The sequence below is a fragment of the Neobacillus sp. Soil_C_43 genome, assembly GCF_057656715.1.
In genome coordinates, this window is sequence record NZ_JBDGJV010000025.1 from 1 (window position 1) to 16396 (window position 16396).

General features: G+C 38.3%; 13 protein-coding genes and 1 tRNA gene. 13 read left to right on the forward strand and 1 reads right to left on the reverse strand.

The genetic code is table 11. From position 1 onward, the window contains the following. Positions 1 to 80: 80 nt before the first annotated feature. The 11 genes from AC3A54_RS23110 (at position 81) to AC3A54_RS23160 (ending at position 13501) form a co-directional block, all read left to right on the forward strand. Positions 81 to 151: transfer RNA gene (locus tag AC3A54_RS23110), tRNA-Trp, on the forward strand. 896 nt (positions 152 to 1047) lie between these two features. Next, positions 1048 to 1857, forward strand: coding sequence for an Fpg/Nei family DNA glycosylase (locus AC3A54_RS23115; protein ID WP_487656363.1), 810 nt, complete (start codon positions 1048 to 1050; stop codon positions 1855 to 1857). 163 nt (positions 1858 to 2020) lie between these two features. Then, the gene (ccpN, locus tag AC3A54_RS23120) at positions 2021 to 2662 is read left to right on the forward strand and encodes a transcriptional regulator CcpN (protein WP_487656364.1); all 642 of its coding nucleotides are present in this window, start codon (positions 2021 to 2023) and stop codon (positions 2660 to 2662) included. Positions 2663 to 2679: 17 nt separating this feature from the next. Then, complete coding sequence (locus AC3A54_RS23125; RefSeq protein ID WP_487656365.1) at positions 2680 to 3495, forward strand: pyruvate, water dikinase regulatory protein; 816 nt, start codon at positions 2680 to 2682, stop codon at positions 3493 to 3495. A 2-nt stretch (positions 3496 to 3497) separates the two neighbouring features. Next, positions 3498 to 6167 (forward strand): pyruvate, phosphate dikinase, encoded by a 2670-nt coding sequence (gene ppdK / locus AC3A54_RS23130; RefSeq protein ID WP_487656366.1) that lies wholly within the window; start codon positions 3498 to 3500, stop codon positions 6165 to 6167. Positions 6168 to 6278: 111 nt separating this feature from the next. Beyond that, positions 6279 to 6470: a YbxH family protein gene (locus AC3A54_RS23135; RefSeq protein WP_335533717.1), complete on the forward strand. Its 192-nt coding sequence runs from the start codon at positions 6279 to 6281 to the stop codon at positions 6468 to 6470. Positions 6471 to 6576: 106 nt separating this feature from the next. Beyond that, positions 6577 to 6660 carry a putative holin-like toxin gene (locus tag AC3A54_RS23140; protein ID WP_402959266.1) on the forward strand — a complete coding sequence of 28 codons (84 nt, stop codon included), beginning with the start codon at positions 6577 to 6579 and terminating at the stop codon, positions 6658 to 6660. A gap of 192 nt (positions 6661 to 6852) precedes the next feature. Then, the gene (locus AC3A54_RS23145; RefSeq protein ID WP_487656367.1) at positions 6853 to 9435 is read left to right on the forward strand and encodes a DEAD/DEAH box helicase; all 2583 of its coding nucleotides are present in this window, start codon (positions 6853 to 6855) and stop codon (positions 9433 to 9435) included. A gap of 224 nt (positions 9436 to 9659) precedes the next feature. Then, complete coding sequence (locus AC3A54_RS23150; RefSeq protein ID WP_487656368.1) at positions 9660 to 10922, forward strand: LysM peptidoglycan-binding domain-containing protein; 1263 nt, start codon at positions 9660 to 9662, stop codon at positions 10920 to 10922. Positions 10923 to 11190: 268 nt separating this feature from the next. Beyond that, positions 11191 to 12657, forward strand: a complete 1467-nt coding sequence (gene dacB / locus AC3A54_RS23155; protein ID WP_487656369.1) for a D-alanyl-D-alanine carboxypeptidase/D-alanyl-D-alanine endopeptidase — start codon at positions 11191 to 11193, stop codon at positions 12655 to 12657. A 121-nt stretch (positions 12658 to 12778) separates the two neighbouring features. Continuing rightward, complete coding sequence (locus AC3A54_RS23160; RefSeq protein ID WP_487656370.1) at positions 12779 to 13501, forward strand: CBS domain-containing protein; 723 nt, start codon at positions 12779 to 12781, stop codon at positions 13499 to 13501. A 41-nt stretch (positions 13502 to 13542) separates the two neighbouring features. Here the strand turns inward: AC3A54_RS23160 and AC3A54_RS23165 are convergent, their stop codons facing one another. Then, complete coding sequence (locus AC3A54_RS23165) at positions 13543 to 14274, reverse strand: hypothetical protein (protein WP_487656371.1); 732 nt, start codon at positions 14272 to 14274, stop codon at positions 13543 to 13545. Positions 14275 to 14455: 181 nt separating this feature from the next. Between AC3A54_RS23165 and AC3A54_RS23170 the strand changes: the two genes are divergently transcribed. Both AC3A54_RS23170 and AC3A54_RS23175 read left to right on the forward strand, forming a co-directional pair. After that, positions 14456 to 15538 (forward strand): ABC transporter substrate-binding protein, encoded by a 1083-nt coding sequence (locus tag AC3A54_RS23170; protein WP_335533705.1) that lies wholly within the window; start codon positions 14456 to 14458, stop codon positions 15536 to 15538. Next, complete coding sequence (locus AC3A54_RS23175; RefSeq protein WP_487656372.1) at positions 15528 to 16376, forward strand: alkaline phosphatase family protein; 849 nt, start codon at positions 15528 to 15530, stop codon at positions 16374 to 16376. The genes AC3A54_RS23170 and AC3A54_RS23175 overlap by 11 nt, the downstream gene beginning before the upstream one ends. Positions 16377 to 16396: the final 20 nt, after the last annotated feature.

The following is a 16396-nucleotide window of genomic DNA, read 5'->3' on the forward strand; positions in this document are numbered from 1 at the left end:
GCGAAGTGGCTAAACGCGGCGGACTGTAAATCCGCTCCCTCCGGGTTCGGCGGTTCGAATCCGTCCCCCTCCACCATTTTAGGGGTATAGTTTAAAGGTAGAACGAAGGTCTCCAAAACCTTTGGTGTGGGTTCAATTCCTACTACCCCTGTCAATATTACTTATGTAAATTCCAAGTATGTACTTTGGAATTTTTTTTATTTTGGCTGTGTTAAAGAGTATTGTTGATTTGTTTACCCTGTTTCTTTCAATAAAAAATCCGATTTCTTCGATGGAGACAGGCTCTACTTCTACTTTTTTAATAAAAAGTCCGATAACGTCGATGTAGACGGGCTCTACTTCTACTTTTTTTAATAAAAAGTCCAATATCGTCGATGTAGAGAGGCTCTACTTCTACTTTTTTTAATAAAAAGTCCGATAACGTCGATGTAGAGAGGCTCTACTTCTACTTTTTTTAATAAAAAGTCCGATATCGTCAATGTAGACGTGCTCTACTTCTACTTTTTTTAATAAAAAGTCCGATAACGTCGATGTAGAGAGGCTCCACTTCTACTTTTTTAATAAAAAGTCCGATAACGTCGATGTAGACGTGCTCTACTGCTACTTTTTTTAAAAAAATCCGATATCGTCGATGTAGACGTGCTCCACTTCAACTTTTTTCAATAGGCTGTGTTAAAGAATATTGTTGATTTGTTTACCCTGTTGATTGGAGCGGAAGGCTCGAAGACTCCTGTGGGAGTACGGTTCAGACCCCGCAGGTGCAAGCGCCGAGGAGGCTCGCCGAAACGCCCACGGAAAGCGAAGAGCCTGGAGCGGAAATCAACAGACAATTTTAATAGAGCCTTATTTTAAAAGACTTTCAACTTATTAGTTGAAGGTCTTTTTCTTTTATTAAGAGAAACGAATGTTCCTAAAAAATGATACTCACGTATTTCTTTTTCAGATGAAGGTGCTGTTCTAAGCACAATGACTAAATTGTTTCATTTTATTTAATTATTTTGGGAAACCTATTGTGCATGCAGTCATATAGATGGAAGGGGTAGTTCGATGCCAGAGCTTCCTGAGATGGAAACCTATAAGATCCTTTTAAATCAAAAAATAGTTGGTCAAGTCATTTCAGATATTCAAATCAATAGAGAAAAATCCATTAACCTAAATCCAGATCTTTTTAAAAGAACAGTTCTTCATCAAAAAGTAACTAATGTCCAAAGGAGGGGAAAGCACCTACTTTTCTATCTCCAAAATGGTCATGTGCTGCTGTTGCATTTAATGTTAGGGGGATGGATGTTCTATGGCCTTGAGTCGGAAAAACCAAAACGAACCATCCAAGTCCAAATTTCCTTTGGAGAAAATCATCTATACTTTATCGGTCTTCGACTTGGATATCTACATTTATATAATCGACAAGAAGTTGAGGAGAAACTCACCGATTTAGGACCTGAACCATTGGCTAACGATTTCACTTTAAATCATTTTCTAGAATTGATTAGTCATAAGCATGGACGATTAAAGACCACTTTACTTGATCAAGAGTTTATTGCTGGGATCGGAAATTGCTATTCAGCAGAGATTTGTTTCCATGCTGGAATTTTGCCTATGATAGACATTGATCAAATAGAGGAATCAAAAAGGAACATGCTATATCATTCATTGAAGGCAGTCCTGCAGGACGGAATAAAGTACGGTGGTTATATGGAAAATCCTTTATTTAATGGAGATACCTTAACGGGAGGATTTAATGAGAGATGTCAAGTTTATGACCGGGAAGGCAAGAACTGCAATCGTTGCGGGGCCATTATCATAAATGAAATGGTTTCTTCTAGAAAGACATTTTACTGTCCTAATTGTCAAAAGTAAACTAAGACCTGCTACATTAGCGGGTTTTTATTTTTGTCAAAAAAAAGTGAAAGTAATTGTTTCGTATTTCACACAAATGTAATATACTATATATAAATAAGTATAGCACATTTATAATTAATCTAACGAATATAACATATTTATTATAAATAAGGGGGTGGTAATGATTAAACTAACTAAACGACAGGATGAAATCCTACAGATTGTGAAACAAAATGGACCGATTACAGGAAAAGAAATTGCAGATAAGCTTTCGTTAACACGGGCTGCTTTAAGACCAGATCTTGCCATCTTAACGATGTCGGGAAATTTGGATGCCAGACCGCGTGTGGGGTATTACTTTAATGACAATTATGAAGTAAAACAGAAGGCGAAAAAGTTTATTCACCAAAAAGTAAATGATTATAAGGCTCATCCAATTGTAGTCGAAAAATCAACCTCCGTTTACGATGCTATTGTTCAGTTGTTTTTAGAAGATGTAGGTACACTTTATGCAGTGGATACTGAAGGGCTATTAGCAGGAGTGATATCAAGGAAAGACTTACTAAGAGCTTCACTTGGAAATAAGAATCTAAATGACTTACCAGTAAGTGTCATTATGACCAGAATGCCTAATATCATCACCATCGAACCCGAGGAAACACTGTTAGAAGCCGCCAAAAAAATGATTCAAAATCACATTGATTCTCTACCAGTAGTGAAGGTAGAAGACCAACTGAAAAATACATATTTGCTTGTGGGAAGAATCACAAAAACCACGATTACAAGGGCATATCTAGAAATTATGGAAGAAAAAACAGACTAAGAGGAGTGGCTGTTATTTTGGTACAGAAAGAAGTGGTTTATGTAGTTTCTGACTCAGTGGGGGAAACAGCTGAGTTTGTAGTAAAAGCAGTCGCAACACAATTTAATGGAGGTCATGTGGACATTCGCAGAAGTTCATATGTAGAGGACTTTGAAGATATTGAAGATGTCCTTTTACTAGCGAAAAGAGGCAACTCCATCATTGCATATACGATTGTTGTTCCTACTTTAAAACTATATTTAGATAGCAGAGCCTTAGAAGAGGGTATATTAGCAGTAGATTTGCTTGGTCCATTAATGAATGCGTTCGTAACTAGATTTAATAAGCAACCGCATCATCAACCAGGTTTGATGAGAAAGCTGGATGAAGAATATTTCCGAAAAATTGAAGCTATTGAGTTCGCTGTGAAATATGACGATGGGCGTGACCCAAGAGGAATTACAAAGGCTGATATTGTTTTAGTCGGTGTATCTAGAACATCTAAAACACCATTATCTATGTACCTAGCACATCAGCGCTTTAAAGTGGCCAATGTTCCATTAGTCCCGGAAGTGCACCCACCAGATGAATTATTTCAAATCCCTAGAAAAAATTGTATTGGATTAATCATTTCACCAAATAAATTAAACGAAATTCGGACAGAACGTCTGAAGGCTTTAGGGCTAGCTTCACAAGCAAATTACGCAAGCTTTGAGAGAATATTAGAGGAACTCGACCATGCTGAAAAAATTATGAAACGTGTAGGCTGTCCTGTTATTGATGTATCTAATAAGGCTGTGGAAGAAACGGCAGGCTTAATATTAGAAGTGTTAAAAAAAGAGAGGAGCTTTTAATAATGGACAAATTCGTTTATTTATTTCATGAAGGAAATGGCAATATGAAAGAATTGCTAGGAGGCAAGGGAGCCAATCTAGCTGAAATGACTAGAATTGGATTACCTGTTCCATACGGTTTTACCATTACGACACAGGCTTGCAATGCATACTATGAAGCTAGTAAAACCATTCCTACAATTGTAGAAAAACAAACGCTAGAAGCACTTGTCCGCTTAGAAGAGAAAATGGGTAAAAAATTAGGCGACCCTGAAAACCCTCTCCTTGTTTCAGTACGTTCAGGTTCCGTTTTTTCCATGCCAGGTATGATGGATACCATTTTAAACTTAGGAATGAATGATGAAACGGTTGTTGGTATGGCGAAGTTGACGAATAATCCTCGTTTTGCCTATGATTCATACAGAAGATTCATCCAAATGTTCAGTAACGTAGTCCTTGAGATTGATACCTATTACTTTGAACAATTATTAGAAGAAACACGTGAGCAAAAGGGTTACTCCACTGATCCAGAGTTAACTGCAGAAGACTGGCAAGAGGTAATCAAGGGGTATAAAGGAATTGTTAAAAAGCATACAAGAAAAGACTTCCCACAGGAACCAAAAGAACAATTGTTTCTTGCAATTAATGCCGTCTTTAATTCTTGGAATAATCAACGTGCAATTGTTTATCGACGTTTAAATAAAATACCGGATCATTTAGGAACTGCTGTCAATATTCAAAGCATGGTGTTCGGAAATATGGGGAACGATTCTGGAACAGGTGTGGCGTTTACAAGAAATCCATCAACTGGGGAACATCTTCTCTACGGCGAGTACTTAATCAATGCTCAAGGCGAAGATGTGGTTGCCGGAATCCGTACACCTCAGGCAATCGCTACATTAGAGGATGAAATGCCAAGTGTATATAAACAATTTGCTGAAACGTGCAAACGGTTGGAACAACACTATCAAGAAATGCAGGATATTGAATTCACTGTGGAACGCGGTAAGCTGTTCATCCTGCAAACGCGTAATGGGAAGCGTACGGCACAAGCTGCGATTCGCATTGCCGTTGAAATGGTAGAAGAAGGAATCATCAACAAAAAGACAGCTCTTTTACGTGTCGATCCTGATCAATTAAACCAATTGCTCCACCGACGTATTGATGATGCGTTTGAAAAACGAATTTTGGCAAAAGGTCTCCCAGCTTCACCTGGTGCTGCAACAGGTCAAGTAGTCTTTGATGCGGATGAAGCAGAACAATTAGGAAATGATGGCAAGAAGGTGATTCTGGTACGTCCAGAAACTACACCTGATGATATCCATGGAATTGTGGCCTCCCAAGCAATATTAACAAGCCGGGGTGGAATGACTAGCCATGCGGCTGTTGTAGCACGAGGGATGGGGAAAGCCTGCATTTGTGGATGTGAAGCCTTAAAGATTGATTTAAAGGCGAAACAGTTCACAATTGGTAGTACCCTCGTTAATTATGGAGATATTATTACCATTGATGGTTCGACTGGCGAAATTATGCTTGGTGAAATTCCAATGATTGATCCTGAACTTTCAGATGAGTTCCAGCTATTACTTGCATGGGCCGACCAAGAGCGGAAAATTGGTGTCCGAGCAAATGCTGATAACCCTGAAGATGCGAAGAAAGCATTTGAATTTGGGGCAGGCGGAATTGGCTTATGCCGCACGGAACATATGTTTATGGATTTAAAACGTATTCCGATAGTACAAAAAATGATTCTTGCTGATAATTATGGGGAGAGAATGGAAGCCTTGAACCAGCTGTTACCAATGCAGCAAAGTGATTTTGAAGGGATTTTTGAAGCAATGCAAGGGTTCCCTGTGACTATCCGTTTACTTGACCCGCCGCTTCATGAATTTTTACCAGATAAAGAGGAACTATTAGTAGAAGTGACTAAGCTTCAACTGACTGACCCTCAATCTGTGGAATTAAAGCAAAAAGAAAAATTACTTAAAAAAATTCGTCAGTTAGATGAATTTAACCCAATGCTTGGTCACCGTGGCTGCCGTCTTGGAATGATCTATCCAGAAATTTACGAAATGCAGGCAAAAGCAATTTTCTACGCAGCAGCAGCACTTGCAGAAAAGGGAATGGTAGTTGAGCCAGAGATCATGATTCCTTTAGTCGGTCATGTTAATGAGCTAAAACAAATGCGTCAGCTTGTGGTAGAAACAGCATTAAGTATCCAAGAAGAGACAGGGAAGAATTTCGAATATACCATCGGAACAATGATTGAGATTCCTCGTGCAGCATTAACTGCAGACCAAATAGCAGAGGAAGCTGATTTCTTCTCGTTTGGTACAAATGATTTAACACAAACAACCTTCGGCTATAGCCGAGATGATGCGGAAGGGAAATTCCTGCAGGCCTATATCGAAAATAAAGTCCTACCAGAAAATCCTTTCGCTGTCCTTGACCAAAATGGGGTAGGTAAGCTGGTTGAAATGGGAGTGAAGCTAGGTCGTTCAACAAAACCTTCATTAAAAACAGGTATTTGCGGCGAACATGGAGGCGAAAAGAGCTCGATTGATTTCTGCTACCGAACAGGATTAGATTATGTGAGCTGTTCTCCATACCGTGTACCATTAGCCAGACTAGCAGCGGCACAGGCAACCATTCGTCATGAGTTAAATAAAGAAGAAGTATTTACAACAGCATAATATGAAGAGAGGATGCGTGTCTTGTGACGCATCCTCTTATTTTTGAAAATGTAATCATGATTAGTCTATTTTTGCAAATAATATAAAAAATACTATCAAAGGGGTTAGAATATGGGGGCTATTGAGCGGAATGGATATCGGTTTGTACCAGAATACAGTGTGATTCAACAGAATGGAGCTATACATGTATATAAACGAGAGGATTTTATTGAAGAGATCCAATTTAAGTTTTCGGGAAAGTTTCCAGAACTAGACCAAATAGAGGATCTAGTCGAAAAGTACTGTGATTTACATAATATTTAAAGAACGCTTGTTCGGTATATTTTTTAATGATATAATTGAAAATGCAATAGTATAGTTTTCTCAAGGGTGGACGGCACACTCTCCTATCGAAAGGGGGTGATGCTTTTTGACAGTTTTTCAAGCATTGATGTTAGCTATATCGTTTGCTAGTCTCATTGTCACTGTTCTGTCTTTCCACAAAAAAAAATAACCCACCCTTGAGCCGGCAAGCAGAAGTGGTGGATTATGCCCTTTATGCCGATCCCCTTTAAGGGAATCAACTATTGCATGACCGAGCGTGTCTCAGGACTCTCGGTCTTTTTTACTATATGATTATCTATACTCACATTATACATAACTTTAAGTAAAAAGGAAATTCAAAATATATATAGGAGGGGTCGTATTGAGTAAATTACTTACCATTTACCCTCAAGCAATTGAACATACAAAAATGAAGATTCAAGAAGATATGGATCGTTATTTAGAAATGAAGGAGTCATTGCCAACCTTTGAAGACTATTTAGCTGAACGTGGCCACTATATAGAAGAAATTTGGGTCAATGTATGGTTAAATAAATCAACAAATGATGTACCGAAAAATGAAAAAAAGACTTATCTAAGTGAAAAAGGTTATGAGGTTCAAGGGATTGACAGGAAGTTCTTAAATAAGTTATTCCGGGATGAAATGAGAACGTATCAGCCCTTTGATGCACTTGACTGGATTAACAAAACATTTGCTGGGCAAGAAGAGGTGTGGGAAAAACGATATCATAATGCAAAGGAAAACTATATAAAGCAACAAGTGCAGAAACAGCTTGATGAGCAGAAGCAAGTAATACGAATGGATATAGAAGAAGAAGCCAGCAACATTATTGAGAACAATTACGAATTATTTTACTTACATGTTCGATTCTTCGTTGCTACCCAATTAAGGGCGGATCTCGAAAATAATACGAAGTTTCAATCGGTTGATACATTTGCACTCGAGGAAAAATTGGTCAATGAAGGTCCGTTTAATCCCTCTACCTATACTACTGTTGCCACTTTCTTTGAAGAACTGACAGGTGATATTCATAAAACCCTTCATTTGGGACGAAGTTTCTACGAATACCAAACCTATTTCTTTGTGTATGAAAGTTTAATTTCTGATTATGTGTCAGAGCTTATACCACAAGAAGTGTTAGAACAGCTTCCACCTGATTTAAAAGCGAATTTTTTTGATACTTTTCATGAACCGCTTTCTGCATCGTTCGTTAAAGGTAGTATTGCACAGCTTCTTTATGAAGTTGAAGGCTATTTTATCGAAGACATTCAAGAAGAATATCTTTCAGACTTAGTCAAACTAACTGAACTTCCTTTTGATTTAACGGTACACAAGGAAGTTTATGAAAAAGACTTGCAGGAACGGGAAAAAAAACATCGGGAAGAGCAGGAAGAGGTAGAACGGAAAAAGGAAGCAGAAGAGCGGATGATGAAGGATATATTTGGTACTGAATATGACCCTTCACTAAAGAGAAATATCCGGTATGTCCTTCATATTGGTGAGACCAATACAGGAAAAACCCATCAGGCATTAGAAAAAATGAAAGAGGCAGACAGTGGATTATATTTAGCACCACTACGGTTATTAGCTTTAGAGGTATATGATAAGTTAAATATAGAAGGGACACCATGTTCCTTAAAAACAGGAGAAGAAGAGAAAATCGTTCCAAATGCTAGCCATACTTCATGTACGGTAGAAATGTTTCATGAAAAGGAGTTTTATGAAGTTGTAGTTATTGATGAAGCACAAATGATTACAGATAAGGACCGTGGCTTTTCATGGTATAAAGCCATCACGAAAGCAAATGCAAAGGAAGTCCACATCATAGGAAGCAGAAATTCTAAATCCATGATGCTCGAATTATTAGGTGATTCGAATGTTGAAATTAATGAGTATTCTCGTGATACGCCGTTAGAAGTGGAGAAGAAAGAATTTCATATTAAACATGTGAAAAAAGGCGACGCCCTTATTTGTTTTTCAAGAAGACGTGTCCTAGAAACAGCTTCAAGACTACAAAATGATGGTCACTCGGTCAGTATGATTTACGGCAGCATGCCTCCTGAAACCCGGAAAAAACAAATTGAACAGTTTAATAAAGGCAGGACGAAAGTCATTGTGGCGACAGACGCGATTGGTATGGGTTTAAATCTCCCGATACGCCGGATTGTCTTTTTAGAAAATGAAAAGTTTGACGGAACAAGAAGGCGACTGCTTACTTCTCAAGAAGTAAAACAAATTGCTGGCCGTGCAGGTCGTAAAGGAATCTATGATGTCGGAAAAGTGGCATTTACAGCCGATATTAAAAAAATGAGAAATTTGCTTTTACAAGAGGATGAACCTGTCCATACGTTTGCTATTGCCCCTACTAATTCAGTTTTCGAACGCTTTCAGCGCTATTATCATGACCTCGGAACATTTTTTGAATTATGGGGAAAATTTGAAAGTCCAAAAGGTACAAAAAAAGCTTCACTTTCAGAAGAAAAGACGCTATACCAATTGATTGCAGGAACGGAAATTGAAGCAAGGCTCTCATTAATGGACTTATATGGATTTTTACATCTTCCTTTTTCCAAAAATGAGTCAGCATTAACAAGACAATGGGAGGAAACGATGTACAGCATCATTCAAGGAAGAGAACTCCCTGAACCCATTGTAAAGGAGCGAAGTCTAGAAGAACTGGAACTAAGCTACAAAGCCATTGGACTTCATCTCTTATTTTTATATCGTTTGGATGAAAGAACGGAAGCCATCTATTGGGAGCGACTCCGAGAAGAAGTGAGTGATCGAGTCCAGGAACGGTTAAAAACAGATATAAAAAAGTTTGTTAAGAAATGTAAAAATTGCGGTAAAAAACTCCCTTGGGACCATTCGTTTCCAACCTGTGATGCCTGTCATAGGGCTAAATTTAGAAGGTACGATAATGGCGGGTTTGAACAATTTTAAAAAACGTGCATAAAACAAATCCACCAAACGTTTGCTTGGTGGATTTTCTATAAGCGCTATCATAATGTGTGTTAGGAATTTTGGCATTAGAATCTGCCCCGATTGACCTACGATTATAGATTTGAGGAAGACGAACTTGTCGAGCGACGAGTTCGTTTTTTGTCTGTAGGAGCGTATATTCACTTTTTAGGACCATATGATGGTAAAAAAGGGAGCGTGATGTTATGGCTGTTCATGTTGTAGCTGCTGGAGAGAACTTGTGGACCATTTCAACCTTATATGGTGTTTCTATACAAACGATAGTAGAGCTTAATGGACTGCCATCCGCTACTTCTATCGTGCCTGGCCTTGCCCTTTATCTTCCGGATAACCTGCTGCCAATCCGTTCCTATCGAATAAAAGCGGGCGATCATATTTGGCAGCTTGCACAACAATATAGCTCAACTATAGAAAGTATTTTGGCTGCAAATCCAGGCTTGAATCCTAACCGTCTTACCATTGGCCAAGTGATTAATATCCCTTCACTTGTAAAATTAGAAATAGCTACTCTTGGTTTTCTAGTACCTTCATCTGAAAGTGCAAATGTGTTGACCCTTACTACTCTCGCTGGTCAATTAACGTATGTAGCAGTTGTTGCATATTCATTTACGCAAGAAGGGTACGCTTTCAATCAAGTAGATGATGCTAAAATTGTAGCTCAGAGTATAGAATTAGGGATTATCCCATTGTTGATGATTAGGAATTTTACTGCCAATGAGTTTAGTGCAGAGTTGGCCGGAAAGGTGTTAAAAGATCCTGTTTTTAGATCAAATTTGGTTAAAAGTATAGTCAATTTAACTTTCGAGAGGGGATTTGGTGGTGTCAGTATTGACTTTGAATTTATACCACCAGCCCAGCGAAATGATTTTACTAGTTTCTTAACAGAGTTAAAGCTTGCCCTAGGAGATCTTATTTTGCAGGTGAATGTACATGCAAAGATAGCTGATATTCCGACTAACCGCATTATTGGTGCTTACGATTATGCGGCAATTGGAAAAGTAGCAGACATTATGGCTGTGATGACGATTGACTATGGATACCCAGGTGGACCGCCTGATCCAATTGCTCCAATTAATTGGATGGAACAGGTTATTCAATATTCCATTACTCAGGTTGAACCTGGTAAACTTCAAATTGCGTTGCCGTTATATGGTTACGACAAAGTGGTTTCTACCCATGTTACCCGTGCACTATCTGTACTCGCAGCCCAGAATCAAGCTATTTCCAAGGGGGCGATGATTGAATTCGATAATATGGCTAAATCACCTTGGTTTCGCTACTATCAAGGTGCTGAGGAGCATATTGTTTGGTTTGAGGATATTCGTAGTTTTGTAGAAAAGTATCGGTTGATGGATCTGTACCAGTTAGTAGGGACTACATTTTGGCAAATAAGCTTGCCCGCACCACAAAATTGGGCATATTTGAGTAAAAATATTACAGTATTGTAGGGGAGAGTGTAATACTACCCTGTTTGCTGGCTTTGAGTATAAGGTGATAAGAAGTTTGTGCTTTTTTGGGATGGTTTTGTGCCATAATTTCTTGGTTTTGTGCTTATTTTAGGGTGTTTTGTGCAAAAATCACTTTGTTTTGTGCCATTTTTAAGGTGTTTTGTATAAATATACATTATTTGGAATCTGAACCACGTTTTTATTGAATCCAACATACAAATGGTACTATTTGGACAAACTCAAGAAAAAAGGGAAGGCTGGATTTCGCTTGAAATTAAAGTTGAAAATCGTATTACTTATCTTCATATCGCTTTGGGCAACAGGTCCTAATATACATGTAAATGCTATGAGTCCCCCAACAAACATCACAGTACAACTCAACCAACTATTGATGAATGAGCTAGCTTTACAAGGAGCCATTGCAGGAATTAGTGTTCGGTCAGCTGCGAGCGGGCAAGTCATCTATGATTATCAAGGCAATGTTCGGTTACGCCCTGCTTCTAATATGAAACTCTTAACGGCTGCAGCAGCTCTAAATGTTTTGGGTGAGAATTATTCCTTCTCAACTCAAGTATTCGCAGATGGTCCGATAAAAAAGAACATCCTTAATGGGGATCTATACATAAAAGGAAAAGGTGACCCAACCCTATTAAAAACTGATTTTGATCGGATGGCCGAGAACATTAAAAAGCAAGGAATCAAAAGAATAAAAGGAAATCTGTTCGGTGATGATTCGTGGTATGATGACGTCCGCTATTCATTAGACTTGCCTTGGAGTGACGAAACAGAGCATTATGGTGCACAAATATCTGCACTTACTACATCTCCAACAGTAGATTTTGACGCCGGGTCAGTCAAAATTGAAGTAAAACCAGGTCTTAAAGCAGGGGACAAGCCGACGGTGAAAATGACACCGAAAACAAATTATGTAAAAATCATAAACCTTGCTGAAACGGTCGCTAAGGATGGAAAAAAGGAAATGACGATCGAACGGGAGCATGCTAAAAATACAATTATGATCGAAGGGACAATTCCTGTAAAAGCAAAACCAGAAAAAGAATGGGTAGGAGTATGGGGCCCAACCCTCTACGCCGTTACCCTTTTAAAACAATCACTAACCAAACAAGGAATAACCGTGACGGGAAAAATCAAGATGGACACGGTGCCTGACACAGCTAAACTTTTAACCACGCATCAATCTATGCCACTGTCCAAACTGCTTGTGCCTTTTATGAAGTTAAGTAACAATGGACATGCCGAAATTTTAGTGAAGGAAATGGGAAGGGTGGTTTATGGTGAAGGCAGCTGGGAAAAAGGATTACAAGTTTTAAATGCAGAGATGCCAAAATTCGAGCTCAACCCTCAAACAATGGTTATACGAGACGGGTCGGGCGTTTCTCATGTCAACTTAATTCCAGCGAATCAACTCTCACAGCTCTTATTTTCAGTTCAAAAAGAGAAATGGTTTCCTAGTTATTTAAATGCTTTATCAGTAGCCGGTGTCCGTGACAAAATGGTCGGAGGCTCTTTAAGGTACCGAATGAAAGGTCCGGATACCCTTGGAAAAGTGAAAGCCAAAACAGGTACCCTTTCAACAGTAAGCTCGCTTTCTGGATATGTAACATCCAAAAACGGGCAAACTCTTATCTTTTCAATCCTGTTAAACAATATGATAGATGAAAGGAAGGGGAAGAAAATCGAGGATCAGATTGTGACTATACTGTCAAATCAATAATTTTACATGCGAATAAATAGGGGAAACAGAATTTTCTTGAAATTAGCAAGTATTGATTTTACACTAATAATAGTGGATAAATAATATAAAAAAGCAATGTAAATGGGAGAGCTAGTCTTATATGAATAAAAAACAGAGTCCGTTACTATCGGAGCGTTTTGAGGTAGCATTTAATCTAGTACATGATGCACTTAGGGATATCGTACAGATTAAAGATGATAGATTTGTGGTATTGGTCAAGGTTGGCGCTAAAAAATATCAAATGATTGACACCTATAAAAAGGACTTAGAACAGTATGCTAGACTTCGTAATGCCATAGTTCATGAAAAAATGGAGATTGGCTTTTATATTGCTGAGCCAAATGCCAAGGTGGTGTCTCATATTGAAAAAATTGCTAACGTGTTTAGCCGGCCTAATTACGCACTATCTATTGCAACGAAAAATGTGGTTTTCTTTGATTACCGGGATAGTGTTTTAAAAGTAACAACAGCTATTAAAGAGCACGGCTATTCAAAATTTCCAATTTATAAAAACAAAACATGTATCGGTCTTCTGACAGCAGGGTCAATAGTAAAATGGATGGCGCAAAATATGGAAAACAGTATGGTGAACTTATCTGACATCCATGTATCCGATATTATGATGTACGAAAAGGAACACCCAATCGAAATCGTACCTAAAGATATTAATATTTTTGAGGTGGAAAATATTTTTGAAAAGGCTCATAAAAAGAAGCGAAAGCTAGAGGGGGTAATAATCACTGAGAATGGAAAAGCGGATGAGGCACCTCTTGGAATCATTACAGCATGGGATCTTATTGAAATCGATTATACAGTTGATTGAGGAAAAGGAGCATACCACAGTGGCATGCTCCTCCTTTTTTATCAAAAATCAAACTCGCTTAACTGGTCCATATGGCTAGCAATCATCGCAATAATGGTACTTGCTTCTTCCTTACTAAAAATAAAATGAGATTCATCTTTAATTAACTCTTCATCCGTTGTCCAAATCCGGTTAATTCGTTTGAGGACACCATCTCCGGTTTCTTGTACTACCCCAAATTGATAGGTAACTTCGACTTCATCCTCATGCTTAAAGGCAGTTACCTCTGGTGTTGACCATTCCACATCGATTTCTTCAAAAATATCGTCTTCATTCAGTTGTTCTGCTTCGTAGTATTCATCGGTATTATCTTCATCAATAGTTTGATATATAACTTCGCTTTCATCCTCAACATCACATTCTTCAGAAGTGTTGAGGTATACTCCATCATCTGTATAGTGATCATCGTCGTTCATATAATCATGCAGGCTCTCATGAACCTCTTGAATGATTTCCTCAATGTCAGAAAGGATGATCTTCGCTGTATGCCCACTGTCAACGTCGAAAGTATCAATATAAAATTCCTCGTTTTGCGGGTCAAAGAACAAGGTGCAGAAATAATCACGATCAAGTTCTTCGGTATCAACATCTGCCGTATCGACAAAAAACTCGATTCTTGGATGTTTGGCAGCTCTTTCAATTGTCATTTGACCAACTTGATCATATTCTTCACAAATAGACTCAAGATGATCCTGTAATTCCCCACATACTCTGTCAAACCATTCTAATGACATCAAACATCCCATCCTTTCAATCTTTATCGAGGTTATTATTGCCAAATAAATTACCAAATAAACAAAAACATTGGTTTGATAATATTTTAAATATTTAGAAATTTAATGGTATGTTTTTTGTGGTCTTGTATATATTCATGATAGAAACAAAAGTCAACCAAAAGTAAAAGGGGGCATACAAATGAAAATCAAACATCTCTGGAAGAGTATTCTCGTCACAGTTTTGTCTATATCCATTTTGTCAGCTTGTTCATCAGGGAAAAAAGAGGAAGTGAAAACAGACCTTCCTTTAGATGAGATTATTCAGAAGGCGAAAAAAGAAGGGAAAATTAATTCACTCGCTATGCCAGACACATGGGCAAATTGGAAAGAAACTTGGGAAGAACTTACAAGTGAATACGGAATTAAACATAAAGATACAGATATGTCTAGTGCGGAAGAGTTGGCAAAGTTTGAAGCAGATAAAGAAAATGCGAGTGGGGATATAGGGGATGTTGGAATTGCTTTTGGACCAATCGCTGTAGAAAAAGATTTGACAATTCCCTATAAAACTTCTTATTGGAATGATATCCCCGATTGGGCAAAAGACGATAAGGGGAACTGGATTGTTGGCTACACTGGAACCATTGCTTTTCTAACTGATAAAAACAAAGTGAAAAATCCACCAACCTCTTGGGAGGACCTTAAAAATGGAGATTATAAAGTGAGTATTGGGGACGCATTGGTGGCAAGTCAAGCACAGTTTGCTATTCTTGCAGCCGCTTATGCATACGGTGGAGATGAAAAGAATCTGCAGCCTGGTATTGATTTCTATGCTGAATTAGCAAAGCAAGGCCGTTTATCTGGAGATCCAAGTGTGGCAAATATTGAAAAAGGTGAGATTGAAGTTGCAATTCTTTGGGACTTTAATGCGTTAGGTTATAGTAGTCAAATTGATAAGAATCGATTTGAAATTACCATTCCAAAAGAAGCATCTGTTACATCAGGTTATGCAACTGTCATTAACAAATACGCCAAACATCCATATGCCGCCATGTTAACACGTGAATATATTTTATCTGATGCAGGTCAAGAAAATCTAGCAAAAGGGTTTGCAAGACCAATTCGCGAAAATGCAAAATTGTCCGATGATGTAAAGGCACTTCTTTTACCAGACGAACTTTATAAGAATGCGCGTCCTGTAGGAGATCAAAAGGCATGGGCGGAGACAACAAAGACCATCCCACAAATGTGGCAGGAAAAGGTACTCATCCATGTCAAATAACCGATTGGTTTTAATTGTAATTGATGCCCTGCGTTTTGATACTGCATGTTCACACATGGGTTTTATGCATCATCTTGTGGAAAATAAAAAAGTGGCCCGCTTTGAAGTTCGTTCCGAATTACCCGCATTGTCACGTCCGCTTTACGAGACCATATTAACTGGAACTCCACCACATTTACATGGTATTACTGGCAACCAGGTTGTTAGATTATCTAAACAAACGAGCCTATTTCATTTAGCCAAAAGCAGCGGGAAATCAACCGCTGCTGCGGCTTATTATTGGGTTAGTGAGCTTTACAATCGTGCACCTTTCCAATGGGGGGAGGACCGTATTCAATTAGATCAAAAGCACCCAATTGAAAATGGAATTTTTTATTTTGAGGACCATTACCCTGATAGCCATTTGTTTGCCGACGCACTTTGGCTATTAAAAGAAAAGGAACCTGACTTTTTGTATATCCATCCAATGAATGTCGATGACGATGGTCATAAGTATACTGCTGATTCTGTTGAATATAGAAATCGAGTTATGAGCGTAGACTCTCTTTTAGCTCAATTTTTGCCAGTGTGTCTGGAACGGGGCTATGACGTTATTGTAACAGCAGATCATGGTATGACATCAGATGGAAATCATGGAGGAAATTCGATAGCTGACCGTCATGTCCCATTGTTTATTTTCTCTGAAAAAGTAAAACCAGGTATCTACAAGGAGGTTGTTTCACAGCTGCAAATAGCTCCTCTTGCCTGTCATTTACTAGGAATAGCAGTGTCCAAGGATATGATACCATTTCTTATTCCTGTAAAAGATGAGATAAAAGGAAAGGATTTGGTGCTGTGAGCAGAAAAAAAAATACCATT